This window comes from Pseudomonas sp. L13, assembly GCF_009935965.1.
GTDB lineage: Bacteria > Pseudomonadota > Gammaproteobacteria > Pseudomonadales > Pseudomonadaceae > Aquipseudomonas > Aquipseudomonas lactis.
This window is the reverse complement of sequence record NZ_QODJ01000049.1, coordinates 14,970-40,085: the sequence shown is the minus strand read 5'-3', so window position 1 is coordinate 40,085 and position 25,116 is coordinate 14,970. Positions and strand designations below refer to the sequence as shown.

Below are 25,116 nucleotides of genomic sequence, written 5' to 3'. Positions count from 1 at the left end.
CACTAAGCACTTTAAATCACCCGCGAAGCGTGACCACCTTCAATGACGGTGAAACCGGCGTGTTATATAACTGCCCCTCCATCACGCCCTCAATAATCACGCCATTCTTGTTTCGTGCGCCCTTGTCCAACGGCACGCCGACCTGCGTGCCCAATGCACTGGCATCGATGACCTGCAGATGTTCTTTAAGCCCCAGATAGGACAGCGCCGTATCACCGTCGATACCGCCTCCGGCCCCCGACAGCACACCGGGATAAGTGCGATGGGCGTGGTACGCACTGTCTTTGCCGTACAGGCTCATGAAGGGGTCCGTTGCGCTGTCGCGCTCAAGCTCCAGGTATTGACGCTTGCTCATCACAGCAAACAGAAATTGCGCATCCTTGACCATGCCTTCATCGCCGCCACTGAACTTTGCCGCCTTGGCCGCCAGTTCAAGTTCTTCAACGGTGATTGTCAGCTTGAAGCCGTCTCGCATCGTCACGTCATAGTGGTCATCATGTTTGACGACGTGCTTGAAAATCCCCGCTGGGCTTTGCCCGAACGTGGCCATGGCAACCTTGATCGCAGCCACGTGCTCCTCTCGGCCCAGGGCACCCAGATAAGGAAAGTTCTCATACGTGGCACGCAACCCATTGCGCAGATCGTCAGGCGTTTGACCTTTGGTTTTTTCAGACATAAACGTGGTGATTGGCTCATAGTTGTTATCTGAGAACATCTCAATAAGTTCGGTATCAAACGCGTTACGGGTACTGGCCAGGTTCGACCGGTTCATGAACGGTGCCAATTGTTCTTTCCACTCACGCCTGACGGTTGGAGCGGGGTCCGGTGCAGGCACGGTATTAACCAGCGGCCGGTGCGGTGAACTTACAAGTGGGGTTGGGTAAGCCGTAACGGGTGGCTGTGGTTTCGGCGCCTCATCCTCCCTGCTCATCCAGGTTTTAAGTGCCACCACTAATGTACCCAACAACTTCAACAGCTCCCCCAGCTCTGCGTCCCGGTTTGAGTTAACACTTGGGCCAATCGGAGAATGTGCCGGTAATTTACCCAAGTGATTGGGTCGATCTGTCACTGCCTGATCAAGGGTTTTATCAGGCGATGTAAACGTTGAGTGCGCGGGCGAATAAGCAGGCTGAGTGTGCGTGAGCATGGTAGGGCGTCTCATTTGATCGAAGGAGGATAGTCGCGAACGGTCTGGCACTACTTGCCCACTGCCACTGCCGAATCCGGCACTGAACAAGTCCTCTTGCGTGGCCAGGCGGGGGGAAAGGTTCCGGCTCGACAGGTAACAACATCCTTCTCGCTTAACGGAGCACTATCAGCCAATTCCTCAACGTTGCGTTTTTTGTCCGACCCCTTATCAGCGCATCCCCGCCTGCCGTATCCGATACTCACCCGGCGTCATCTGCGCATACCGCAAGAAAAACCGGCTGAAATACGCCGGGTCCTTGAACCCCAGTTGGTAGCAGATTTCATTTGCCGAACTGCCGGTAAACAACAGCAGGCGCTTGGCCTCCTGCATCAGCCGCTCCAGGATCAGGCGCTTGGAGGGCAGGTCGGCAATGCGCCGGCACACTTCATTGAGCCGCGCCTGGGTCACGCCAATACTTTCGGCATAACGCGCCAACGGCCAATGTTCCAGGTAGTGGGCTTCGATCAGCTCGTTGAAACGATGGAAGATGCGCAGGTCTTCATGGGCTGTCGGGCGTGCCGGCTGGGCGTGGGCGCACAGGCGCAGCAGGCGGATCATGATCAGCCTTGTGAGGCTGTCGAGGGCGGCGGCGCGCCCTGCCCGTTCGGTGTTGATTTCACTGCACAGCGCCTCGAAGAGTGGCTCCAGCCCCTCGGCGTCGTCAGTCAAGGCGACACAGGCCGCACCGGAGGCAAGGCTGGGATCGGCGTCGATCAAACTCCATACCAGCTGCTGGCGCACCGTCAACACATGCCCATCGGCATCCGCTTCGGTGACAAAAGCGTGGGCCACCGTGGGCGGCGTGAGGAAAAACATCGGCCCCGATTCGACGTACTGGCGGTCATCCAGATACACCCGCACCGCGCCACTCTTGACGTAATGCACCTGGAAAAACCGGTCATGGCGATGCACCGCCATATTGCGCCCGAAAAAACCCGCCAGGTTGCCAAGCTTGTCGTAATGCACCTCGGCGTCGCTGTAGCGCTGGTCGTAGACCTGCCCGATGTTGATGTTGGGGATCGGCTTCACGGGGCTCTCTTCTTGTTATTTTGAGGCCAGCGCAGTGTGCCACGCTTGACGGTAGTTAACATATTAATTATAACGTTAACAACTTAACGAACTGCCTATGCAGCCGTCGTCACCGCCAGGAGAAACGCATGAGCCGTACCCTGCATGATGTTGCCAGCGGCACCCTGTTCGGCGTTGCGCTGAACTACCAGGGCCTGCTGGACCAGCATCTCGCCGCCTTCCAACAGGCGCCCTACCAGCAGCCGCCAACCAAGCCGGTGCTGTTTATCAAAACCCCCAATACGCGTAATGGCCACGGCGGTGTGGTGCTGCAGCCTGCGGGCGAGCGCCTGCAACCGGGCCCGGCGCTGGGCGTGGTGATCGGCCAGCGCGCCAGCCGCGTCAGCCTGGAGAACGCCATGGCCCATGTGGCCGGGTATGTGGTGGTGAATGAATTCAGCCTGCCGGAAGACAGCTACTACCGCCCCGCCGTCAAAGCCAAATGCCGCGATGGGTTTTGCGCCCTGGGCCCGCAGCTGGTTGCGCGGGATCAAGTCGCCAACCCTAATCAACTGAGCCTCAAGCTGTTCGTCAATGGCGAGCTGCGCCAGGAAAGCTCTACCGCCCATTGGGTACGCGACATCCCGCAATTGATCGCCGAGATCAGCGAGTTCATGACCCTGCACCCCGGCGATGTGCTGATTACCGGCACCCCGGAAGGCCGCGTGGATGTACAGCCAGGCGATCAGGTTGAGGTCGACATCACCGGCATTGGCCGCCTGAGCAATACCATTGCAGCGGAGGCATCGGTATGAAACGCGCACGTATCCGCTTTGAAGGTGCAACCCACAACGTATTGGTGCAAGCCGACTGCAGCGTACGCCTGGAGGATGGGCGGTTGCTGGCCGAAGATCAGGTGCAATGGCTGCCACCCGCCACCGGCAACATGTTCGCCCTGGGTTTGAACTACGCCGACCACGCCGCCGAACTGGCCTTTACGCCGCCGACCGAGCCGCTGGCCTTTATCAAATCGGTGGGCGCCTACACCGGCCACCGTCAAGTTACCTGGCGCCCAGACAACGTCGCCTACATGCACTACGAGTGCGAGCTGGTGGCGGTGATCGGCAAGACCGCGCGCAACGTCAAACGCGCCGACGCCCTGGACTACCTGGCCGGTTACACGGTGTGCAACGACTATGCGATCCGCGACTACCTCGAGAATTACTACCGCCCCAACCTTCGCGTGAAAAACCGCGACGCCACCACCCCGGTCGGCCCATGGATCGTCGACGTGGCCGATGTGCCCGACCCAGGCAACCTGAAGCTGCGCACCTGGATCAACGGCGAACTGCGCCAGGAAGGCAGCACGAAAGACATGATTTTCGATATCCCCTACCTCATCCAATACCTGTCCAGCTTCATGACCCTGCAACCGGGCGACATGATCGCCACCGGCACGCCCGAGGGCCTGGCCGATGTGGTGCCGGGGGATGAAGTGGTGGTGGAAGTCGAAGGTGTGGGACGCCTGGTCAACCGTATTGTCAGTGAAACGGAGTTTTTCTCCGCGCGCAAAGAGGCTTGAGCACCATGATCAAACACTGGATCAACGGCCGTGAGGTCGAAAGCAAAGACACCTTTATCAACTACAACCCGGCCACCGGCGAGGCCATCGGCGAAGTAGCCAGCGGCGGTGCCGAAGAAATCGCGCAGGCCGTGGCGGCGGCCAAGGCGGCGTTTCCCAAGTGGGCCAATACGCCAGCCAAGGAGCGCGCGCGCTTGATGCGCAAGCTGGGCGAGCTGATCGAACAGAACGTGCCCCACCTGGCCGAACTGGAAACCTTGGACACCGGCCTGCCGATCCACCAGACCAAGAACGTGTTGATCCCACGGGCCTCGCACAACTTCGATTTCTTCGCTGAAGTCTGCACCCGCATGGACGGCCACACCTACCCGGTGGACGACCAGATGCTCAACTACACCCTGTACCAGCCAGTGGGCGTGTGCGGGCTGGTGTCGCCGTGGAACGTGCCGTTCATGACCGCCACCTGGAAGACCGCGCCGTGCCTGGCGCTGGGCAATACGGCGGTGTTGAAGATGTCGGAGCTGTCGCCACTGACCGCCAATGAACTGGGGCGCCTGGCGGTGGAAGCCGGGATCCCCAACGGCGTGCTCAATGTGATCCAGGGCTACGGCGCCACCGCTGGCGATGCACTGGTGCGCCACCCGGACGTGCGCGCGATTTCCTTTACCGGCGGCACCGCCACCGGCAAGAAAATCATGCAAAGCGCCGGCCTGAAAAAGTACTCCATGGAACTGGGCGGCAAGTCGCCGGTGCTGATTTTCGAAGACGCCGACCTGGAACGTGCGCTCGACGCTGCGTTGTTCACGATCTTCTCCCTCAACGGTGAGCGTTGCACCGCTGGCAGCCGGATCTTTATCCAGGAAAGCGTCTACCCGCAATTTGTCGCCGAGTTCGCGGCGCGGGCCAAGCGCCTGATCGTCGGCGACCCACAGGACCCAAACACCCAGGTCGGCTCGATGATCACCCAGGCCCACTACGACAAGGTCACCGGCTACATCAAGATCGGCCTGGAAGAAGGCGCCACGCTGATGGCCGGCGGCCTGGAGCGCCCGGCCAACTTGCCTGCGCACCTGCGCCGCGGCCAGTTTATCCAGCCGACGGTGTTTGCCGACGTGAATAACCGGATGCGCATCGCCCAGGAGGAAATCTTCGGGCCGGTGGTGTGCCTGATTCCGTTCAAGGATGAAGCCGAGGCCCTGCAACTGGCCAACGATACCGAATATGGGCTGGCCTCCTACATCTGGACCCAGGACATCGGCAAGGCCCACCGCCTGGCGCGCGGTATCGAAGCGGGCATGGTATTTATCAACAGCCAGAACGTGCGGGATTTGCGCCAGCCGTTCGGCGGGGTCAAAGGCTCGGGCACCGGGCGTGAAGGCGGCCAGTACAGCTTCGAAGTGTTTGCCGAGATCAAGAACGTGTGTATTTCCATGGGCAGTCATCATATTCCGCGCTGGGGCGTGTAGCCCAGGCTCAAACAAGCCTCCTGTGGGAGCCGGGCTTGCCCGCGATGCAGACACCGCGGCCCTTCAGCCCTACCGAGTCGATGCCATCGCAGGCAAGCCAGCTCCCACAGGGACCTCACAGGCCATACAAGAATAATTATTCAGGAGAGTCATCATGGGCGAAGTGGTTCTGGCAGCGAAGATCTGCCACGTACCGTCGATGTACCTGTCGGAACTGCCCGGCAAGCATCACGGCTGTCGCGAAGCAGCGATTGCCGGGCACAAGGAAATCGGCCGACGCGCCCGCGAACTGGGGGCCGACACGGCAGTGGTGTTCGACGTGCACTGGCTGGTCAACAGCGGTTATCACGTCAATTGCGGTGAACAGTTCCAGGGCACCTACACCAGCAACGAGCTGCCGCACTTCATCAAAAACATGGATTACGCCTACCCCGGTTGCCCCGAGCTGGGGGAGCTGATCGCCGCCGAAGCTAACCTCGCCGGCGTGCGCAGCATGGCCCATAACATCCCGAGCCTGGAGCTGGAATACGGCACCCTGGTGCCCATGCGCTACATGCACATGGGTGTGCCCGACGCAGAGAAATTCAAGGTGATTTCCATCGCTGCCTGGTGCGCCTGGCATCGCCTGGAAGACAGCTTCGCCTTCGGCGCCGCCGTGCGCCGGGCGATCGAAAAGAGCGACCGCAAGGTGCTGGTGCTCGCTTCCGGCTCACTGTCCCATCGGTTCTCGGACGACCGCGAGGCTGAGGCGAATATCCACAACTGGACCCGCGAATTCGACAAGCAGGTGGACCTGCATGTCGTGCAAATGTGGAAGCAAGGTCGCTTCAAGGAGTTCTGCGCCATGTTGCCCGACTACGCCGAACACTGTTTTGGCGAAGGCAAGATGCACGACACCGCCATGCTCCTGGGCCTGCTGGGTGGGCCGGATTATGCCAAGCCGGCCGAGATCATCACGCCGCCGTTCGGCAGTTCGGGCACCGGCCAGATCAACGCGATTTTCCCGCTTTAACCCTGGGAGAGCCCCATGCCGCACTTTATCGCTGAGTACACCGACAACCTCGAACAGCAGGCCGATTTGCCCGGCCTGTTTGAAAAAGTCCACCGCGTGCTGGGCGACAGCGCCGTGTTTCCGTTGGGCGGCATTCGCAGTCGCGGCGTGCGCCTCGACACCTGGCGCATGGCCGACGGCAAGCACGGCTATGCCTTTGTGCACATGACCCTCAAGGTCGGCCACGGCCGCGACCTGGCAACCCGCGAGGCCGTCGCCCAAGCAGTGTTCGCGGTGATTACCGAGCACTTCGCCGAGCTGCAGGCGCAGCGCTTGTTGGCGCTGTCGTTCGAGATGATCGAGCTGCACCCGCAGCTCAACTTCAAGCAAAACAATGTGCATGCGTTCCTGAACAACCCAGCCACCTGAAACGGCCCCGCCTCCCTGTAGGAGCGAGCTTGCTCGCGAAAAACCCACAGGTACCGCGGACCCAACAGCGCTGCGTTTTCGTTGACGTTTTTCGCGAGCAAGCTCGCTCCTACAACAAAAAGAACAACACCATGAGCACAGCCCATTCCACTGCAAGCCTGCAGCTTGCCGAGCACGACCGCACCCATCGTTTGGTGACTTGGCGCCTGATGCCCTTGTTGCTGGTGTGTTACCTGTTTGCCCATCTGGACCGCATCAACATCGGCTTTGCCAAGATGCAGATGAGCAGCGACCTGCACTTCAGCGACACCGTGTACGGCTTCGGCGCCGGCCTGTTTTTCATCGCCTACGCACTGTTCGGCGTGCCCAGCAACATCGCCCTGGACCGCGTCGGGCCACGGCGCTGGATCGCCTGCCTGATGGTGGTGTGGGGCCTGCTCTCCACCGGCATGCTGTGGGTGGAGAGCGCGCGCGGGTTCTACGTGCTGCGCTTTCTACTGGGGGTGGCCGAGGCCGGGTTTTTCCCGGGGATCCTGGTGTTTCTCAACCGCTGGTACCCGGCGCGCCGTCGCGCCCAGGTCACCGCCTTGTTTGCCATTGCGGTGCCCATGGCCGGGGTGTTGGGCGGGCCGATTTCCGGGGCGATCCTGGAGAACTTCCACGATGTCGGCAGCCTGCGCGGCTGGCAGTGGATGTTCCTGATCGAAGGCGCGCCCGTGGTGCTGCTGGGACTGGTGGTGCTCAAGTGGCTGCCGGACAGTTTCGAGTCGGTGCACTGGCTGACTGCCGAGCAAAAACAGCAACTGCGCACCCAATTGAGCAACGAGGAACAGCGCAAGACCATCACCTCGTTCGGCGGCATCCTGCGAGACCCGCAGGTGTGGCTGCTGGTGGCCGTATACTTTGCGGTGATGCTGGCGGTCAACACCCTGGCGTTCTGGATGCCCACCCTGATCCACGGCGCCGGCATCGGCCGTGACAGCCAGGTGGGCTTGCTCAGTGCCGTGCCGTACCTGGCCGGCTGCTTCTTCATGCTCGGCTGCGGGCGCTCGTCCGACCGCCACCGCGAGCGCCGCTGGCACCTGTGTGTGCCCCTGCTGATGGCGGCGCTCGGTATCGCCGTGGCGGGTTTGGCGCCCGGCAATGCGTTGCTGGTGATGAGCGGGCTGGTGGTTGCCGGCATGGGCGCCAGTGCCGCGCTGCCGATGTTCTGGCAACTGCCGCCGGCGTTTCTTTCCCACACCACCCAGGCGGCGGGCATCGCCATGATCAGCTCGTTCGGCAGCATTGCCGCGTTCCTCGCGCCCTACCTGATCGGCTGGATGCGCGACGCCACCCAGAGCGCCAGCCTGGCCTTGTACGTACTTGCCCTGTTTATCGCCCTCGGTGGCTTGCTGGTGCTGCGCACCCAGGCCGCCATCGTCAACCCACACTAGAGACCGTTGCCATGCTCGACTCCCAGCAAATCCTCGCAGCCGCCGCCCACTTGGACCGCGCCGAACGCAGCCGCGAACAGGTGCGCCAGTTTTCCCTCGACTACCCCGGCATGACGATCGAAGACGCCTACGCCATCCAGCGTGAATGGGTCGCGCAAAAGATCAAGGCCGGGCGCACGCTCAAGGGCCACAAGATCGGCCTGACCTCACGGGCCATGCAGGTGTCGTCGAATATCACCGAACCCGATTACGGCGCCCTGCTCGACGACATGTTTTTCGACGAAGGCAGCGACATCCCCTTCGAGCGCTTCATCGTGCCACGGGTGGAGGTGGAACTGGCCTTCATCCTCGGCAAACCGCTCAAGGGCCCCAACTGCACGGTGTTCGATGTACTCGACGCCACCGAATGGGTGATCCCGGCGCTGGAAATCATCGACGCCCGCATCCAGCAGGTCGACCCCCACACCAACGCCACCCGCAAGGTGTTCGACACCATCTCCGACAACGCCGCCAATGCCGGTGTGGTGCTCGGTGGCCGCGCCGTGCGCCCCACCGAGATCGACTTGCGCAAGGTGCCGGCGGTGCTGTATCGCAATGGCGTGATCGAAGAGTCCGGTGTGTCGGCGGCGGTGCTCAACCACCCGGCCAAGGGCGTGGCGTGGCTGGCCAACAAGCTGGCGCCCTATGACGTCACCCTGCTGCCCGGCCAGGTGATTCTCGGCGGCTCGTTTACCCGCCCCGTGGCAGCCCGCCCTGGCGATACCTTCCACGTCGACTACGACCTGCTCGGCTCGATTGCCTGCCGCTTCGTCTGAACCCAGGAGTGCTGTCATGGACATGCCTGTCAACCGCTTCAAGCAACGCCTGCACAACGGCGACGTACAGATCGGCCTGTGGCTGGGCTTTGCCAACGCCTACTGCGCGGAACTGGCGGCCAACGCCGGTTTCGACTGGCTGCTGATCGACGGCGAACATGCGCCCAACCAGCTGGGGGACATGCTCGCGCAATTACAGGCCATCGCGCCCTACCCCAGCCAGGCGTTGATTCGCCCGGTGATCGGCGACACGGCGCTGATCAAGCAACTGCTGGATATCGGCGCGCAGACGCTGTTGGTGCCCATGGTCGAAAGCGCCGCCCAGGCCCGGGAACTGGTGCGCGCCCTGCGCTACCCGCCCCAGGGTATTCGCGGGGTCGGCAGTGCCCTGGCCCGCGCCTCGCGCTGGAACAGCATCGCCGATTACCTCGACCAGGCCGACGCGCAGATGTGCCTGCTGGTGCAGATTGAGAACGCCGAGGGCCTGGCCAATCTGGACGCCATTGCCACCGTCGAAGGCGTGGACGGTGTGTTTATCGGCCCGGCAGATTTGAGCGCGTCCATGGGCCATCGCGGTAATCCTGGGCATCCTGAAGTGCAGGCGGCGATTGAGGACGCCATCGTGCGTATCGTCAAGGCGGGTAAGGCGGCAGGGATTCTCAGTGCGGATGAAAATCTCGCACGGCGCTATATCGAGTTGGGGGCGACGTTCGTGGCGGTGGGGGTCGATACCACGGTGTTGATGCGGGGGCTGCAAAGCCTGGCCGGGAAGTTCAAAGACGTGCCTGTGGCTACCCATACCGGTGGCGTGTACTGAGATCCAATGTGGGAGCTGGCTTGCCTGCGATAGCGCTGGGTCAGCTGGCTTATTTGTCGCTGACGCACCGTTATCGCAGGCAAGCCAGCTCCCACAGTTGACCGGTGGTGGTTCAGCAATTGAGTCAGCGCTTGATGTTCTTCAAGTCATCCAGCAACCCTAACAGCATCTGGAATTTCTCTTCGCCAAACTGATCCTGCAAACGCTGATAGTTGGCCTCCATGCACTGGCTCATGGACTCGAAACTCGCCTTGCCCTTGTCCGCCAGGGTAATCAGCACCCGGCGCTGGTCCTGTTCGGCCTTGCGCCGGTGCACCATGCCGGCCGCTTCCATGCGCACCAGCACGCCGGTCATGCTCGGCTTGAGGATGCAGGCCAGTTCCGCCAGTTGATAGATCTCCAACTCACCGTGCTGTTCAAGGATGCGGATGATGCGCCATTGCTGTTCGGTCAGGCCGTGTTCATTCAGGGAAGGACGGAAAAAACTCATCGCGGCCTCGCGCGCTTGCAGCAAGGCCAGGGTCAGGGATTGTCGAGGTGTGGACATAGGGCTCAGGGTCACGAAGTATTTAGTTAATAGTTTAACGAAACTCTAACATTCCCGGCCGGCGAGCGCGCTATAACTTATTAGGTGCCCTCGCCCGTGGCGCGCTGAATCAAAAACCCGGGCACGCAGGATCAAGACTTCCAGCCCGCCAAGGGCCCTAATGGAGGCATCCGCTTTAGCGCCTTCCTTCACTATTTCAGGCTGCGCCATGATCAACATCGAAACCCCCACGTACTACACTGCCACCAAGAAATACAACCTCAGCTTCCCCACCCTGGAACAGGATATCGACGCGGACGTCGTGGTCATCGGCGGCGGCTTTTCCGGGATCAACACGGCCCTTGAGCTGGCCGAAAAAGGCATCACCAATATCGTGGTGCTTGAAGCCCGCTACCTGGGCTTTGGCGGCACGGGCCGCAACGGTGGGCAGATCATGGCAGGCATCGGCCATGACCTGGAGAAGATCAAGAAGGACGTGGGCGAAGACGGCCTGCGCCAAGTGTTCGAGATCAGCGACCTGGGCGCCGACATCATCAAGAACCGCATCGCCAAGTACAACATCGACGCAGACTTTTGCCACGGCTACGGCTACATGGGCTTCAACGCCCGCCAGGAAAAAACCCTGCGCGCCTGGGAGAAAGACTTCAAGTCGATCAACAGCCAGCACGAAATCCGCTTTCTCGGCGGCTCTGACGTGCAGCAGATCATCGGCTCCACCGCCTACACCAGCGCCCTGTTGCACATGGGCGGCGGGCATGTGCACTCGCTGAACCTGCTGCTGGGCGAAGCCACCGCGCTGGTCAGCCATGGTGTGAAGATCTTCGAGAACAGCCCGGCCCTGGAAGTCAGCTACGGCGAGCGCATCACCGTGCGCACCGGTCGCGGTTCGGTACGCGCCAGCAAGTTGCTGTGGGCCTGTGACAGCTTCCTCAATAAGCTGGAGCCGGAACTGCACCGCTCGACCATCAACACCTACGCGTTCCAGATGATGACCGAGCCGTTGTCCGAGGAGTTGATCCAGCGCATCAGCCCGATCCGTGGGGCCTACAGCGATATCCGCCCGGTGATCGACTACTACCGCGTGACCAACGAAAACCGCCTGCTGTTCGGCGCCGCCACGCCGTTGGTGGAGCACATTCCCGGCGATCTGAAAGCCTGGAACCGCCAGCTGATGCTGAAGATTTTCCCCTACCTCAAGGACGTGAAAATCGACCTGGCCTGGGGCGGCCCGATGGCCTGCAGCCCGAATCTGTTCCCGCAGGTGGGCACCTTGCCGGGGCGCAGCAATGCGTTTTTCGTGCAGGGCTATTCCGGCTTTGGCGTCACCCCCAGCCACATCATCTGCAAGGTGCTGGCCGAAGGCATGAGCGAGGGCTCGGCGCGTTATGACCTGGTCAGCTCGATCCCCCGCCCCACCATCATCGGCAAGGACGCGATTCGCCCCCTGCTGCTGACGGCGGGCAAATCCTGGCACCAATTATCCGGCTACTGGAACGGTCGCCGCTAACCCCTGTAGGAGCGGGCTTGCCCGCGAAAAACGTCAACGATAACGCGGGCATATCGGTGATTCGCGGTGTCAGGACGTTCTTCGCGAGCAAGCTCGCTCCTACAAAAATCTCGTATTTATCAGGAGCATCTGCCATGACCCTTACCGCTATCAAACACAACGTCCAGCTGTCGGAACTCGACGCCTGGGGCACCGTGGCCGACCTCGGCTCGCAAATCCTCGAAGGCGAAGTACGCGCCTTCGGCAAGATGACCTTCGGCGCGCCCACCGATGCGGTCAGCAGTGCGTACTTCGGCACCACCCAGGGCAAGTTCCGCATGGTCTACCCGTTCGCCGAACAGGCCACGATAGTCACCGGCGAAGTGGTGCTCACCGACGAGTCCACCGGCCAATCCACCCGCTACAAGGCCGGTGACAGCTGGTTCGTGACCAAGGGCACGCCCGTGCTGTGGGAAGTGGTCAGCGAGAGTTTCGTCAAACACTACTTCGCCGTCGTGTAAGGGAGGCGTTGCCATGACCAATCCTTCTGACTGGATCACCGTGGGCGCCCTGGCCGACGGTTTTGCACCCGAGGCGTTCATCCTGCCGAACCTGGCCGACCTGGCCGGCCAGACCTTCACCCTGCACTTTGCCAATGGCTGGCAGATCGAACACCGCTTCGAACAGGAACGCCTGGCCTGGCACGCCGCCGATGGTCACTCCAGCGGCAGCGCCGCCTACCGCGCCAGCTCGATTCGCCCGGGCCTGTACCTGGTGGACTTTATCAAGCACGAGGCTGGGCAAAGCTGGTCGATCAGCCTGGTGCTGGACACGTCAAATGCCTCCTTTACCGCCGTGATTGGCCGCATGCCGGAGCCAGCAGAGACCCACGAAGGCCTGTACCACCGCGCCCTGGCCGGCAAACCGCTGACCTCGGTACAGGTCGACTTCCTCCACGGCAGCCTCGACCGGCCGTGGCAGGATGGCCACTGCCTGCACGCCCCCACCGACGAGCTGGTCGGCCTGCGCAACCACTATCGCTACAGCCCCAGCGAGGTATACGAACACATCTACCTCAACCCGCGGTTCTACGCCTGGCAATGCCTTGAGGGCGTGGAGAAAGGCCTGTGCGACACCGACCGCTGCCATTACTACAAGATCGCCGAACAGCTGTACCTGTTCGTCTGGCAGGAGAAGATCGTGCCCACCCTCGGCCTGGTGCTGATCGATCTGCAACAGCACCGCAGCGACGGCAAGATCTTCGGCTATGCCGGGGCGTCCTTCGACGCGCTGTCGAACTTCCCGATCAGTTCCTATTGCCAGGTGCTCAACCACACGGAGTACCCCCGTGACTGAGCCGCGCACGGTGGTGATCACCGGGGCCGGCACCGGCATCGGCGCCGCCTGCGCACGCCTGTACGCGCAGGAAGGCGCGCATCTGGCGCTGATCGGTCGGCGTCGTGAGCCGCTGGAACAGGTGGCGCAGGACACCGGCGGGCTGATCCTGGTGGGCGATGCCGCCTGCCCGGACACTTGGGACGGCTTCATCCAACAAATCCGCAGCCACTTCGGGCGCCTCGATGTGCTGCTGGCCTGTGCCGGTGGCCACGGGCTGGGCAGCGCGACCCAGACCAGCCCAGCCACCTGGGAAGGCGCACTGCGCAGCAACCTCGACAGTGCGTTCTACAGCGCTCGCGCCTGCCTGCCGCTGTTGCAGGAAAGCGCCGGGAACATGGTGCTGATTGGCTCCATCGCCTCATTGGCAGCAGGCCCCGAGGTGTGTGGCTATACCACCGCCAAGCATGCGCTGCTCGGGCTCAACCGCTCGCTGGCCCGTGACTATGGGCCCCATGGCGTGCGGGTGAACGCGGTGTGCCCAGGCTGGGTGCACACGCCGATGGCCGACGCGGAGATGCAGCCGTTGATGGAGGCGTACGGCGAGACCTTGCAGCAAGCCTATGCGCGTGTGTGTGCCGATGTACCGCTGCGGCGCGCCGCCCGTGCCGACGAGATCGCCAAGGTGTGCCGCTTCCTGGCCAGCGACGACGCCTCGATCATTACCGGGGCCACCTTGGTGGCGGACGGTGGCTCCAGCATCGTCGACGTACCGACGCTGGCGTTTACGCGCCTGGAGCCTGCCTATGACGAATGACCTGGATTTCAGCGACCAGGTCGTGCTGGTCACCGGCGGTGCCCAGGGCATTGGCCTGGGCATCGTCCAGGCCTTTGCCGAACGCGGTGCGCGGGTGGTGATTGCCGACCGCCTGCTTGAACAGGCTGAAGCCGTGGCTGCCGAGTTGTGCGCGCAGGGCTATCAAGTGGAAGCCGTTGGCGTTGACCTGGCGGATGCCGAAGCGGTGTTTGCTTGCGTCGAAGGCTTGGCGCAACTGGATGTGCTGGTGCACAACGCCGGGTACTTTCCGCTGACCGCCTTTGCCGACATCACCCCAGCGATTCTGGAGCGCACCCTGGCGGTGAACCTGTCGGCGCTGTTCTGGCTGACCCAGGCGGCGTTGCCGAGGTTTCGCGCGCAAGGCGGAGGCTGCGTGCTGGTGACGTCTTCGGTTACGGGCAACCGTGTCGGTTATCCGGGGCTGAGCCACTATGCGGCGTCCAAGGCCGGGGTGAATGGGTTTATCCGCAATGCGGCGCTGGAGCTGGCGCCGTTGAATGTGCGGGTCAACGGCGTGGAGCCGGGCATGATCGCCACCCCGGCGATGGATAACCTGGGCGATGCGGCCGTGAATGACAGCATCGCCCGCCGCGTGCCGCTGGGCCGCCTGGGCGCGGCGGCGGATATTGCCGGGGCGATGGTGTTTCTGGCTTCCGATTTGGCTGGCTATATCACCGGGCAGACGCTGGTGGTGGATGGTGGGTCTACCCTACCCGAAACCTGAAACCCGAACTCACTGTAGGAGCGAGCTTGCTCGCGAAAAACGTCAACGAAAACGCGTGCTTCCTGAATGAACGCGGCGCCTGTGGGTCTTTCGCGAGCAAGCTCGCTCCTACAAAATGCTTTGCCACATTGGCTCTCATGCAGCTTGAAGACGTTATGCTTGCACCGCCTGCAACCGGCTCGAACGAAAATCCTTGGGCGATACCTCGAACTGCTTCTTGAACGAGCGGCTGAAATGCGCCGAGTCGGTAAAGCCCCATTTATACGCAATCGAGGTGATCGACTCACTGCGCAGAAACGGGTTGGTCAAGTCATCCGCACTGCGCTTGAGCCGCGCGCGCTGGATGTAGCGGCAGACGCTGTCGTCCTGTTCCTCGAACAAGCGGTACAGGTGCCGTACCGAGATATTCAGGCGGTTGGCCAAGCCGATCGGACTCAGGCCTGGCTGGCTCAGCGACTCATCAATGACCTTTTGCACATAGCTGCGCAGGTTATTGCCCTGCAACGCGGCCACGCCCTCGCGGCACTCGTCGCCCTGCTCCAATGCCGACCCCAACAGCGACACGAAGGCCGCTTGCAGCGCTTCTACCTGCGTGGCGTCTTCGTCGGTATCGTCCTTGCACAGTTGGTCCATCAGCACATGCAGCATGCGCCCGCAGGCTTTGGTCGAGGAGACCTTGCCGAAGGCCCGTGCCTGGCCGCCCAGGTGCTTGCACACCGCTGTGCGCGACAGCGACAGCGAGGCGTGTTCAATCAGGCCGAAGGGGGTGATTTCGATGGAGCCCACCGAATCCATCAACAACATTTCACCGGGGGCCAGTTGCACCGTCTGGTCGTTCTGGGTGATTTGCGAATAGCCGCTGCGCTGGCTGACCAGGAAACATTCCTGGTCATTATCGTGATCGGCGTGGTGCGTCGGGCGCCTGATCAGCCCGGCATTGGTGCGAAGGATGGCCAGGCCACGCGACAGGTTGTGGATCTCGCCGATAAACAGCGAACGGTTGAAAGCCAGTTCGGTATCGAAGTGGCCGCACGCGGCGCGCAGTTCGCGGTTCCAGCTGTCGAGCCCGTCGGGTGCATGCTGTGGGATGCTCATGGGGTGTCTCCGCAGTGGCGTTATTCTTGTTGTTCTGGTGCAATAGTTAACATGTTATCTATATGCACGCAACAACAACCTGTTTGCCCTTTGCAGAAGCACTAATGGTGCCAATCAGAGACCCGACAGTACCCGCCGCAACCCGGCCAGGGTTGCCAAGAGATACCCGCGTTGCTCGGCGCTCAACGCAATGTAGCGCCGGAACGCCGGCATGCGGTTGACCACCTCGCTGCCACCCATATGCTCCAGGCGCACGCACCATTGCTGGTCGTGCAGCTCGATGCGCAGGCGCTTGAAATCCAGCGGCATCAACGCCTGGAACAACGCGCTGTCAGCCTGTAAACGCGCCTGCAACTCACGGCCCAGTGCCTGGTTGCCAGCGCGGCGCCGCACATGAATCCCACTGCGCCGGATCGCGCCACCATGGTGCACCTCGAAGCTGCCAGCGCCACCCGCTGCAGCAGGAACGCGCAGGACACATTCGGTCAGCACCAGGTGCATCAACAACTGCGACTCGGTGCGCTCGACAATCTCGAAGGCCATGCCGTCCACTTCAAGGGTGGCCAGGCCCAGATCACGCCGCAGATGAGCCAGGGTCACCCCCGGCCGATACCCGCTGGGTGCGCGGTCGGCACGAAACAGCTCAAACAGTTTTTGCCGCAAAGTCGTTATAACCGTCATGGGCAACTCCCGGTTCATGGCTGAATTCCTTGGCCAACACCTCCTCTACGCAGGCGGGCTTGAAGGGGTTGACCTTCTGCACCACCAGGGTCCAGAACAGCGCGTAGGTGGCCGTCACACCGAGCATCACGCCAAACGGCACGTAAATGTCCGCCGGGTTCATGCCAGGCGGGGTGATAAACCACATGCCCAACAGGATGCCGATGCTGGAGACGATCTGCGGCAGCGGGAACCACGGCGAGCGATAGGCGCGGGGCAAGTCCGGACGCCGAATGCGCAGGATCACCACCGACAGCGTCACCAACAGGTAAGCGAAACTCCAGGCGCACACCGCCGCCAGCACCAGGTGCATGATGTTGTCGGTGTTGCCGCCCAGGTACAGCGCGTGCAGGCAGGGGATCAGCATCGCCACCAGGATGCACAACAGCGGCGTCTTGAAACGCGGGTGCAGGTAGGTGAACACCTTGGGCAAGGCGCCATCCACTGCCATGCCGTAGAGAATGCGCGGCACGCCGGCCATCAGGGTATTGATGGTCGCAGCGCCAGCGAACAGAAAACCGATGCCCAGCCACAACGGGCCGACCTGCCCCATCACCTGTTCGGCGAACCGGGGGATGGCCATGGGTGTGTCCAACAGGTGCACCCCTGAAGCTGCGTCGAGCACCACGTTCTCCACCTGGCGTTTCATCGCGGCGCCATAGATGAACATGCACGTGGCCACACCCATCAGCCCGAGCATCATCGCCCGTGGCATCACCTTGGCCGATTGGCGCAGGTCCGGCGCCAGCGGGGTGACGAACTCGCAGCCCACGAACATGAACATCGCCATGCCCACCAGCGACAGCACGGTGACCAGGTCGGTGCCCACCAGCGACTCACCGAACCAGCCATCCAGCTGCACTGCCGGCGCGGCGATCAGCCCCAGTACGCCAAACACCATCAGGGTGGTCCACATGCCGAAGGTCAGGATGATCTCCGCACGCCCAAATGCGCTGACGCCAAAGGCATTCAGCACACCGAACACCAGCACGAAACCGACGCCCAACAACCACGAGCCACCGGCCGACTCTGCCAGGGTATTGAGGTGTTCGAAGTTCACCAGGGCCATGACCCCGGCGAGGATGGTTTCGGCAGTGCCGGCGAACACATGCACGATCAGGTAGGCCGACAAGGTCCCGGTGATCGCAAAGAACCGGCCCATGCCGCAGTTGATGTAGTCATACACCGAACCGGTGGTGGGCAGTATCGACGCGGCCTCGGCGAAGGTGGTGGCCTGGGCCAGCATCATCACCACGGCGATCAGCATCGCCAGGGCAAACGCGCTGCCACCGATGCCAAAGCCCATGGTGGCGGTGAGGATCACCGGGCTGGCCATGATCAGGCCGATGGTGCTGGCCAACGCAGTGGGAAAACCTACCGTGCCCCGGTTGAGGTGTGCGGTGAGTCGGTCGTTGATCGACATGGAGGGGTCCTCGAAGCGGTTTTTTTTAATGTGTCGGCACTCTGCGCCCCACTCCCGTTGATCGTCTTGCCCCTGCCTGCCGCCGGTTTTGTTGCTGCCTGCCAGGGCGTGTGGCCTGGCGGCCAGAGTCAATTGCCTGGCACGCAGGGAAAAGACTTGGCCTCATACCGCTCGCCCTAATGCGCCCTCACTCTTAACCAAGATGGGGGCAATAACAATGGAGCACACACTGAAAAACCGCCGCCTGCGCCAGACGGTCGGCCTGGGCGTGGCACTGCTGGTGGGCCAGGCGCAGGCCATCGCGTTGTATGCCGACGCCGACACCCAGGTCACTGGCAACTTCCTCGCCGTGTACGGTATGTTCAACAGCCCGAAGAACTACGATGGCCGCAGCGGCGGCTCCACCTGGCGCGAAGCGTTCATCAAGTACGGTTTGAGCGTCGAACAAAGCCTGGGCCACCTGGGCGGCGTGTATGGCACGGCCAACCTGGTGAGTTCCGGTACCTGGGGCGATGGCGATGCGGCAGGGCTCACCAACGGCACCGAGCGCACCACCAAGTTTGACGAGGCCTTCGCCGGCTGGCGGTCTGGCGAGTTGTTACCGGCGCTGGGCAAGGACGGCCTGGACCTGTCGTTCGGTCGCCAGATCATCATGCTCGGCGACGGTTTTATCCTTAACGACGACGGCCCCAACCTGGGCAATGGCGTCGGCGACGGCGAGTTCAATCGCGGCGGCGCCTACTACATCGCTGCGCGCCATGCCTTCGATAAAACGGCGGTGATTCGCCTGGGCGGCAAGGACGGCGTGCACGGCAGCCTGATGTGGATCAAGTCCGACAACCGCGCCCAGGCCCTCACCGAAATGGCCGCCGGCACCCTGGAATACAGTGCCGCGCCGGGCACCCTGGGGCTGACCTATATTCACGGCATCGACGTGGATGAGCGCTTCGCCACCGACCTGCAGCGCCAGCGCAAAGGCATGAACCTCTACAGCCTGCGCGGCGCCGGCAGTGCCGGTATCGACGACGCGCACTTCGCCTTCGAACTGGCGCGCCAAAGCCGTCGCGACGGCCAGGAAAATGCCGGCTACGCCGAAGCCGGCTACACCTTCGCCAACCTGCCGTGGTCACCGGATCTGACCTACCGCTACGCCCGTTATTCGAAAAACTGGGACGGCATGTTCTCAGGCTTCAACCGTGGCTACGGCACCTGGGTGCAGGGCGAAGTAGCGGGCAACTATTCCGGCCCCTTCAACAGCAACACCGCCGTGCAGCACGTGGCGCTCAAGGTCAAGCCACTGGAGAACGTCACGCTTGGGGCGCTGTTCTTCGACTACAACACCGTCAGTACCCGCGGCCAATTGAACCTCGATGGCCGCGAACTAGACCTGTATGCCGAATGGGCCGTCAACGAGCACCTGATCATCACGCCGCTGCTCGGCTTGTACAAACCGAATAGATCAGCCGATACCGGTGGCAATCAGGTCGGCGGCAACGGCACCAATGTCTACAGCCAACTGGTGGTCGCCGTGCCGTTCTAAACCGCCTCGGGCGCGCACGGAGGCAGCGCCCGGACCTCAGCATAGGCGCCCTGATGATAGAGCAGCGGCGCACGGCCAAAATCATCAAAGGCCACCACCTTGCCGATCATGATCCAATGGTCGCCGCCGTCCACCTGCTGATATTTCTCACAGTGAAAACGCGCCGAGCAATCGGCGAACACCGGCGAGCCACCCTCCCCCGGCTCGTATTCGATCAGGGCGAAGCGGTCTTCACGGGGGCGCGCGAAATTGTTGGATAGATGCACCTGGTCCGCCGCCAACACATTCACCGCAAAGTGGCTGGCCTCCTCGAACACCGCATGGCTGTTGGAGCGTTTGTCGATGCTCCACAGCACCAGCGGCGGGTCGAGGGACACCGAGTTGAAACTGTTGGCGGTCACGCCCACCTTGCGCCCGGAGGCGGTGGCGGCGGTGACCACGGTCACGCCAGTGGCAAAGTTGCCCAAGGCGCGGCGAAAAGCCCGTGGGTCGAATACGTCAGACATGCAAGACTCCCGGGTGGCCTCTATGGGCCGCCCTGATTGTTGTAGGGAAAACGCGGCTACACCATGCTCGGGTCGGGCTCCAGGCCCATCAGCTCACGGCCGAGGATCTGCGCGCACACGTCATAGTCGGTGTAGGCATGGGCGCCGGTCATATGGGAATCGCGGAACAGGCGCTGCATTTCGTTGTGTTCGAACCAGGCATTGCCACCGGCGGCGGCGAACAGCCGGTCTACCGCTTCGATGCACATCTTGGTGGCGTAGGCCTGATTGGTGCGCCAGAACGCCAGGGTTTCTCGGGTTGGGTAACGGTGGGCGGCGCTGTGTTCGGCGTGGTCTTGCCAGGTCTTTTCCAAAAACGCCCGAGCAGCGGCCACCTGGTGGGTGGACTCGGCCAGGCGCATCAGCGCCGGGGTCGCGGCGCCGACGGCAGCGCCGGTGTAGGCACGCACGCGGTTTTTGGTTTTTTCGCGGAACACCTCCAGCATGCGCTCGGCCACACCGAGGCTGACGGTGGAGAAGCCACTGGCGAAATACGGCCGGTACGGCGCGTAGAAAATCTGGCTGTCTGGGTACAGGCCAAAGCCTGCAGACTTGCCTTCCATCATGTCCTTGGCCTTCTGGATCCGGTGCTCCGGCACCCAGGCGTTGTCGATGATCAGGGTCTTGGTGCCGCTGCCCTTCATGCCGGCTGCAAACCAGTCATCGCGGATCTGATAGTCACTGCGCGGCAGCACGGCAAAGCAGTAGTCCTGGGTGCCTTCGGCATTCTGGCGACGGCAGCCGACAATCGCCCATTCGCCATGGTCACAGCCGCTGCTCCAGCCCATCTCGCCACTGAAGTACACACCGCCCTCGCCCTCGGTCACCCGGCCGAACGGCGCGATACTGCTGCTGGCCGTGGCATCCGGGTTGGCGCCCCAGATCTCCTCCTGCAATTGCGCCGAGAACAGCGCCAGTTGATGGCTGTGGGTGCACAACAAACTCATGGCCCAGGCGGTGCTGGCGCAACTGCCGGCGAGCAGGGCGATGCAGTCGGCGAATTCGGGCAGCGACAGTTCCAGGCCACCGAATGCCTTGGGCTGAAAGGCACGGTGCAGGCCGATGCTTTTGAGCAGCGCGATATTCTCATCCGGCACTTGGCGCAGTTGTTCGGCACGGCTGGCGTTGGCGGCAATGGCAGGCAGAAGAGGCTTAAGGTCTTCGAGGAGCGGGTTTGGCTTTTTCATGGACGGCCCTGCTTATTATTGGAAGTCCGGCAGGCGCTCCGAATCGTGGAACGGCGCGGGATGCAGGGCCAGTATCGACCGGCTTGCGCCGGCACAACATGCACGTTCGGCAGGCAAGGTTGTACTTTTCACAGGCACGGCAGGCACAGGCATAAAACCTGGCAGGCACAGTCAAGCCGCGTGCCTGCGCGTTGGTTAACCTCGGGGTTTCTTTTGTGAACTGCCAGGAACCTGCCATGAGCGATATCCCGCTGCTGCCTCACGTCGAAGCCTTTTTGCGCCGCCGTCATGGGCTATTCATCGACGGCGCCAGTGTGCGCAGCCACGCCGATGCACGCCTGAGCGTGACCAACCCCGCCACCGGCCAGGTGATCGCCGATGTGGCCGACGCAGACCTGGCGGATATCGACGCTGCAGTCACTTGCGCCAACCGGGGTTTCCAGCTGTGGTCCCAGACCGCACCGGCCATTCGTGGCAACGTGCTGCTGAAACTGGCCGACCTGCTGGAACACCATCGCGAAGAACTGGCGCAGATCGAAACCTGCCAGTCGGGCAAGATCATCCAGATTTCCCGCGCCTTTGAGGTCGACCAGGCCGCGCACTTCCTGCGTTACTACGCAGGTTGGGCCACCAAGCTCAGCGGCCAGACCCTCACGCCGTCGCTGCCTTCGTTCAATGGCGAACGCTACACCGCCTTCACCTTGCGCGAACCGGTGGGCGTGGTGGTGGGCATTGTGCCGTGGAATTTCTCGACCATGATCGCCATCTGGAAGCTCGCCTCGGCACTGGTGACCGGCTGCAGCATCATCATCAAGCCCAGCGAATTCACCCCGCTGACCCTGCTGCGCATCGCCGAACTGGCCATCGACGCCGGGTTGCCGGCGGGCGTGCTCAACGTATTGACCGGCGGCGGCCATGTCGGCAAGGGGCTGGTGGAACACCCCGGCACGCACAAGGTGTCGTTCACCGGCTCAGTGCCCACCGGTATTGCGGTGGGCCGCAGTGCCATGGGCGCAGGCCTCACCCGCGCGACTCTGGAACTGGGCGGCAAGAACGCCGCCGGTTTCCTGCGCGACATGGACGTGGACAAAGCGGTAAATGGCATCATCGAAGCGGGCTTCCTGCACTCAGGGCAAATCTGCGCAGCGGCCGAGCGGTTCTTCGTGCACCGCTCGCAAATCGACGCCGTGCTGGAAAAACTCAAGGCACGCCTCAGCCGCCTGACCATCGGCTCGCCCCTGGACGAACACACCGAATTCGGCCCGGTCACGCACCAGCAGCACCAGCAAAAACTGCTCGGCTACTTCAACCAGGCCCGCGCCGAAAACAACACGATCATCCACGGCGGCCACCTCATCGACCGCCCCGGCTGCTACGTCGAACCCACCGTGATCCTCGCCAACCACCTGCACGACACCCTGCTCAACGAGGAAACCTTCGGCCCCATCGCCACCTTCCTGCCCTACGATGATGAAGACGAACTGCTCGCCATGATGAACCACGGGCCTTACGGGTTGAGCGCCAGCCTGTGGACCAATGACCTGGGCAAGGCCCTGCGCATGATCCCGGCGATCAAGGCAGGCACCCTGTGGGTGAACATGCACACCTTGCTCGACCCGGCAGTGCCGTTTGGTGGCAGCCGGTCTTCGGGGCTGGGGCGGGAGTTTGGCAGTGCGTTTATTGAGGATTACACCGAGCTCAAGTCGGTGATGGTTCGGTATTGATTGAATGGCTGTAGGAGCGAGCTTGCTCGCGAAAAACGTCAACGATAACGCGTGCGTCCTGAATAAATGCGGCGGCTATGGTTTTTTCGCGAGCAAGCTCGCTCCTACAACGGAACCACCGCCTCCGCCTCAATCTCGATCAACCACTCAGGCAACGACAACCCACTGACGATAATCCACGAAGACGGCGGCGGGTTGTGCGCGAAGCGCTGGCGCAGAGCCTCGGCAATCGGCTCCTGCTGCTCTCGGGCAGATTCGACAATATACAAGCGCAGCATGATCACGTGAGACAGATCACCGCCCACCGCGGCCAGCACCTTTTCGACATTGTCCAACGCCGTGGCCGTTTGTTCGGCAACCCCTGGGCCCACCGTACGCTCTTCAGCATCCACGCCCACCTGCCCGGACAGCATGATTCGCCGGCCCTCTGGCACTTCCATGGCCTGGCTGAAACCGTATTGCAGGGAGTTGAATACCGTCGTGGGATTAATGACCTTTCGTTGCATGACCAATCCTTATTGTCAGTAGGAAAACAAGGCTAACCCAAAGGAATCGCTAAGGATGATGGCTCAACATCCAGCAACATGTTCGTGGGTGAAGCGCTGAACCTTGAGTGCCCAGTGGCCTGATGAGAACGCGCAAACCCAACAGGCAATCACATCCCCTGTAGGAGCGAGCTTGCTCGCGAAAAACCCGCAGGCGCCGCACTTACTCAGGAAGCACGCGTTATCGTTGACGTTTTTCGCGAGCAAGCTCGCTCCTACATGGGGTATTCGGCGTACCCGCAATGGCGCGGTTGTCGGACCGCTCTTACACAACGTTCGGGTTGCGTCCGATGAACCTCGCCGCTAACCATAGAATCCAAAACTCTCAAGGGTGTTGTGCTGGCTGCTTTGTGGCGGCTGTGCATGGGAGGCTTCGGCCTGCCGGGTTTCTATGACCGGTCTACCACCCCGTGTACAGTCGCCTCCTTACTTCGTGTGGTAGCGAAATGCTGGAGTCCGCGACTGTCTGTGCCGAACAGCATGACGGTCACGCCCGCAAGCAGGTGCTGGCGGTGGTGCAGATGATCGAGATTGCGCAGTTGCTGGTAGATGAAGCGCTGAACCGTGAGTGCCCGGTGGCCTGATGAAAACGCGCAAACCCAACAGGTAATGACATCCCCTGTAGGAGCGAGCTTGCTCGCGAAAAACCCACAGGCGCCGCGCTTACTCAGGAAGCCCGCGTTATCGTTGACGTTTTTCGCGAGCAAGCTCGCTCCTACAGGGCATTATCGTGCCAGGCTACCAGGTGCCCATCGCTAGGCTGTGCGGTGAAAATTCAGCGAACTGCCAACGCAAGGCCAATGCTGCAGGGCGGCGGACCACATGCTCCACCGTCACCGTCCACAAGCGCTGCGCGCCTTCGAACTCAGCCACTTGCGGCCCACTGAGGATCAGCGAAGTACGCCCGGCTACTTGCAGCACGTCGCCCGTTTCAAAATCAATAAACAACAACCCCGCCACCGGGTTCGCCTGCAGGTTGCCGAGGGTGTTGAAGAACAGGTTGCCGGCGAAATCCGGGATGGTCAGCACGCTGCCTTCCACCCGCACAAACCCCGTATTGCCACCTCGGTGGGAGACGTCCACCGAACGCTCGCCGTGCAGGTCGACGTAGCTGGCGACGAAGAAAGTGTCGGCGTGGCGGATCAGTGCTTGTGCCGCATCGTCCAGACGGTTGCTGCGCTCGGCCAGGTTGCCGGGTTTGCGCGCAATGCCGGCGACGGGGCGCAGTTGGATGTACTTGGGGCAGTTGCCGAAGGTGTGTACCACGTCGACCGCGAAGCCCTCATCCTCAAGCGTTCCAATGCGGCCATTCATGCGGTTGCGGCGGCGGGTGTTAAGATCGATGCCCAGCAGGCCGATCGCCGCGCCACTCGTTATCCCAGCCCAGGCGGGATCGCTTTTGGCGGGCAGGCTGTCGATCTGCAGCGTGTGTGGGTCCGGTGAATGCGCAAACCCGGGTGCGCCTTCCAGCATCGTCGCCCAGGGGATGCCTTGTTCGTCCACCACACCCGCGATCAAGTACGGCAGTAGCGGATAGAAATCGCGGTGCTGCTCAGGCAAATGATCACGAATGACCTTGGGCCCGATCACGGCCATGCGTTCAGAAACGCCGGCACTGTCCTGCATGTGCCGTTCGCCGACATGCCAAGGGGTTGGTTCAATCGAGTGCATGGC

25 protein-coding genes and 1 pseudogene are annotated in these 25,116 nt (G+C 62.1%); 16 read left to right on the top strand and 10 right to left on the bottom strand.

Annotated features, from left to right (window positions below; translation table 11 throughout):
* Window positions 1-16 precede the first annotated feature (16 nt).
* Together DK871_RS21515 and hpaA are read right to left on the bottom strand one after the other, a co-directional pair.
* Window positions 17-1,147, bottom strand: coding sequence for a type III secretion protein (locus DK871_RS21515; protein WP_178116071.1), 1,131 nt, complete (start codon window positions 1,145-1,147; stop codon window positions 17-19).
* A gap of 210 nt (window positions 1,148-1,357) precedes the next feature.
* A complete protein-coding gene (gene hpaA, locus DK871_RS21510) occupies window positions 1,358-2,218 on the bottom strand; it encodes a 4-hydroxyphenylacetate catabolism regulatory protein HpaA (RefSeq protein ID WP_161906551.1) in 861 nt (286 codons plus the stop codon).
* A 128-nt stretch (window positions 2,219-2,346) separates the two neighbouring features.
* Between hpaA and DK871_RS21505 the strand changes: the two genes are divergently transcribed.
* From DK871_RS21505 to hpaI, 8 genes are all read left to right on the top strand, one after another.
* Window positions 2,347-3,012: a fumarylacetoacetate hydrolase family protein gene (locus DK871_RS21505; protein WP_161906550.1), complete on the top strand. Its 666-nt coding sequence runs from the start codon at window positions 2,347-2,349 to the stop codon at window positions 3,010-3,012.
* Window positions 3,009-3,779: a fumarylacetoacetate hydrolase family protein gene (locus tag DK871_RS21500; protein ID WP_161906549.1), complete on the top strand. Its 771-nt coding sequence runs from the start codon at window positions 3,009-3,011 to the stop codon at window positions 3,777-3,779. The genes DK871_RS21505 and DK871_RS21500 overlap by 4 nt, the downstream gene beginning before the upstream one ends.
* A gap of 5 nt (window positions 3,780-3,784) precedes the next feature.
* Entirely contained in the window at window positions 3,785-5,245 is a 1,461-nt protein-coding gene (gene hpaE / locus DK871_RS21495) for a 5-carboxymethyl-2-hydroxymuconate semialdehyde dehydrogenase (protein ID WP_161906548.1), read from the top strand.
* 154 nt (window positions 5,246-5,399) lie between these two features.
* Window positions 5,400-6,257 carry a 3,4-dihydroxyphenylacetate 2,3-dioxygenase gene (gene hpaD / locus DK871_RS21490; protein WP_014719073.1) on the top strand — a complete coding sequence of 286 codons (858 nt, stop codon included), beginning with the start codon at window positions 5,400-5,402 and terminating at the stop codon, window positions 6,255-6,257.
* 15 nt (window positions 6,258-6,272) lie between these two features.
* On the top strand, window positions 6,273-6,665 hold the full coding sequence (locus DK871_RS21485) for a 5-carboxymethyl-2-hydroxymuconate Delta-isomerase (protein ID WP_161906547.1): 393 nt from the start codon (window positions 6,273-6,275) through the stop codon (window positions 6,663-6,665).
* A 131-nt stretch (window positions 6,666-6,796) separates the two neighbouring features.
* Complete coding sequence (locus tag DK871_RS21480; RefSeq protein WP_003192395.1) at window positions 6,797-8,101, top strand: MFS transporter; 1,305 nt, start codon at window positions 6,797-6,799, stop codon at window positions 8,099-8,101.
* 11 nt (window positions 8,102-8,112) lie between these two features.
* Window positions 8,113-8,916: a 2-oxo-hept-4-ene-1,7-dioate hydratase gene (gene hpaH / locus DK871_RS21475; RefSeq protein WP_047711249.1), complete on the top strand. Its 804-nt coding sequence runs from the start codon at window positions 8,113-8,115 to the stop codon at window positions 8,914-8,916.
* Between the two features lie 16 nt (window positions 8,917-8,932).
* Window positions 8,933-9,733: a 4-hydroxy-2-oxoheptanedioate aldolase gene (gene hpaI, locus DK871_RS21470; RefSeq protein ID WP_161906546.1), complete on the top strand. Its 801-nt coding sequence runs from the start codon at window positions 8,933-8,935 to the stop codon at window positions 9,731-9,733.
* 124 nt (window positions 9,734-9,857) lie between these two features.
* Here the strand turns inward: hpaI and hpaR are convergent, their stop codons facing one another.
* Window positions 9,858-10,280: a homoprotocatechuate degradation operon regulator HpaR gene (gene hpaR / locus DK871_RS21465; protein WP_032896376.1), complete on the bottom strand. Its 423-nt coding sequence runs from the start codon at window positions 10,278-10,280 to the stop codon at window positions 9,858-9,860.
* Between the two features lie 208 nt (window positions 10,281-10,488).
* On the opposite strand from hpaR, the gene DK871_RS21460 reads away from it, so the two are divergent.
* The 5 genes from DK871_RS21460 (at window position 10,489) to DK871_RS21440 (ending at window position 14,663) form a co-directional block, all read left to right on the top strand.
* A complete protein-coding gene (locus DK871_RS21460; protein ID WP_069558480.1) occupies window positions 10,489-11,787 on the top strand; it encodes an FAD-binding oxidoreductase in 1,299 nt (432 codons plus the stop codon).
* A 134-nt stretch (window positions 11,788-11,921) separates the two neighbouring features.
* The gene (locus DK871_RS21455; RefSeq protein ID WP_056787204.1) at window positions 11,922-12,287 is read left to right on the top strand and encodes a cupin domain-containing protein; all 366 of its coding nucleotides are present in this window, start codon (window positions 11,922-11,924) and stop codon (window positions 12,285-12,287) included.
* Window positions 12,288-12,300: 13 nt separating this feature from the next.
* A complete protein-coding gene (locus tag DK871_RS21450; RefSeq protein WP_161906545.1) occupies window positions 12,301-13,122 on the top strand; it encodes a molybdenum cofactor biosynthesis F family protein in 822 nt (273 codons plus the stop codon).
* A complete protein-coding gene (locus DK871_RS21445) occupies window positions 13,115-13,918 on the top strand; it encodes an SDR family NAD(P)-dependent oxidoreductase (protein WP_161906544.1) in 804 nt (267 codons plus the stop codon). Before DK871_RS21450 ends, DK871_RS21445 begins: the two co-directional genes overlap by 8 nt.
* Window positions 13,908-14,663: an SDR family oxidoreductase gene (locus tag DK871_RS21440; RefSeq protein ID WP_161906543.1), complete on the top strand. Its 756-nt coding sequence runs from the start codon at window positions 13,908-13,910 to the stop codon at window positions 14,661-14,663. Before DK871_RS21445 ends, DK871_RS21440 begins: the two co-directional genes overlap by 11 nt.
* 153 nt (window positions 14,664-14,816) lie before the next feature.
* Here DK871_RS21440 and feaR read toward each other — a convergent pair whose 3' ends face one another.
* The 3 genes from feaR to DK871_RS21425 form a co-directional block, all read right to left on the bottom strand.
* A complete protein-coding gene (feaR, locus tag DK871_RS21435) occupies window positions 14,817-15,758 on the bottom strand; it encodes a transcriptional regulator FeaR (RefSeq protein ID WP_161906542.1) in 942 nt (313 codons plus the stop codon).
* Between the two features lie 114 nt (window positions 15,759-15,872).
* Window positions 15,873-16,439 carry a DUF3156 family protein gene (locus DK871_RS21430; RefSeq protein WP_161906541.1) on the bottom strand — a complete coding sequence of 189 codons (567 nt, stop codon included), beginning with the start codon at window positions 16,437-16,439 and terminating at the stop codon, window positions 15,873-15,875.
* The gene (locus DK871_RS21425; RefSeq protein WP_161906540.1) at window positions 16,402-17,901 is read right to left on the bottom strand and encodes an APC family permease; all 1,500 of its coding nucleotides are present in this window, start codon (window positions 17,899-17,901) and stop codon (window positions 16,402-16,404) included. Before DK871_RS21425 ends, DK871_RS21430 begins: the two co-directional genes overlap by 38 nt.
* A gap of 217 nt (window positions 17,902-18,118) precedes the next feature.
* On the opposite strand from DK871_RS21425, the gene DK871_RS21420 reads away from it, so the two are divergent.
* On the top strand, window positions 18,119-19,441 hold the full coding sequence (locus DK871_RS21420; protein ID WP_161906539.1) for a hypothetical protein: 1,323 nt from the start codon (window positions 18,119-18,121) through the stop codon (window positions 19,439-19,441).
* Window positions 19,442-19,473: 32 nt separating this feature from the next.
* On the opposite strand, the pseudogene DK871_RS21415 reads toward DK871_RS21420, so the two are convergent.
* Together DK871_RS21415 and DK871_RS21410 are read right to left on the bottom strand one after the other, a co-directional pair.
* Window positions 19,474-19,947 (bottom strand): annotated as a pseudogene (locus tag DK871_RS21415) (flavin reductase family protein); the annotation flags it as partial.
* 56 nt (window positions 19,948-20,003) lie between these two features.
* Entirely contained in the window at window positions 20,004-21,173 is a 1,170-nt protein-coding gene (locus DK871_RS21410) for a p-hydroxyphenylacetate 3-hydroxylase oxygenase component (protein WP_161906538.1), read from the bottom strand.
* Window positions 21,174-21,409: 236 nt separating this feature from the next.
* Here DK871_RS21410 and DK871_RS21405 point away from each other — a divergent pair, with 236 nt between their 5' ends.
* Entirely contained in the window at window positions 21,410-22,897 is a 1,488-nt protein-coding gene (locus DK871_RS21405) for an aldehyde dehydrogenase family protein (protein ID WP_161906537.1), read from the top strand.
* 104 nt (window positions 22,898-23,001) lie between these two features.
* Here the strand turns inward: DK871_RS21405 and DK871_RS21400 are convergent, their stop codons facing one another.
* On the bottom strand, window positions 23,002-23,403 hold the full coding sequence (locus tag DK871_RS21400) for a RidA family protein (RefSeq protein ID WP_161906536.1): 402 nt from the start codon (window positions 23,401-23,403) through the stop codon (window positions 23,002-23,004).
* 485 nt (window positions 23,404-23,888) lie between these two features.
* Between DK871_RS21400 and DK871_RS28670 the strand changes: the two genes are divergently transcribed.
* Window positions 23,889-24,026 (top strand): DUF6124 family protein, encoded by a 138-nt coding sequence (locus DK871_RS28670; RefSeq protein ID WP_178116070.1) that lies wholly within the window; start codon window positions 23,889-23,891, stop codon window positions 24,024-24,026.
* Between the two features lie 154 nt (window positions 24,027-24,180).
* Here the strand turns inward: DK871_RS28670 and DK871_RS21395 are convergent, their stop codons facing one another.
* Window positions 24,181-25,113 carry a pyridoxamine 5'-phosphate oxidase family protein gene (locus tag DK871_RS21395; protein ID WP_161906535.1) on the bottom strand — a complete coding sequence of 311 codons (933 nt, stop codon included), beginning with the start codon at window positions 25,111-25,113 and terminating at the stop codon, window positions 24,181-24,183.
* Window positions 25,114-25,116: the final 3 nt, after the last annotated feature.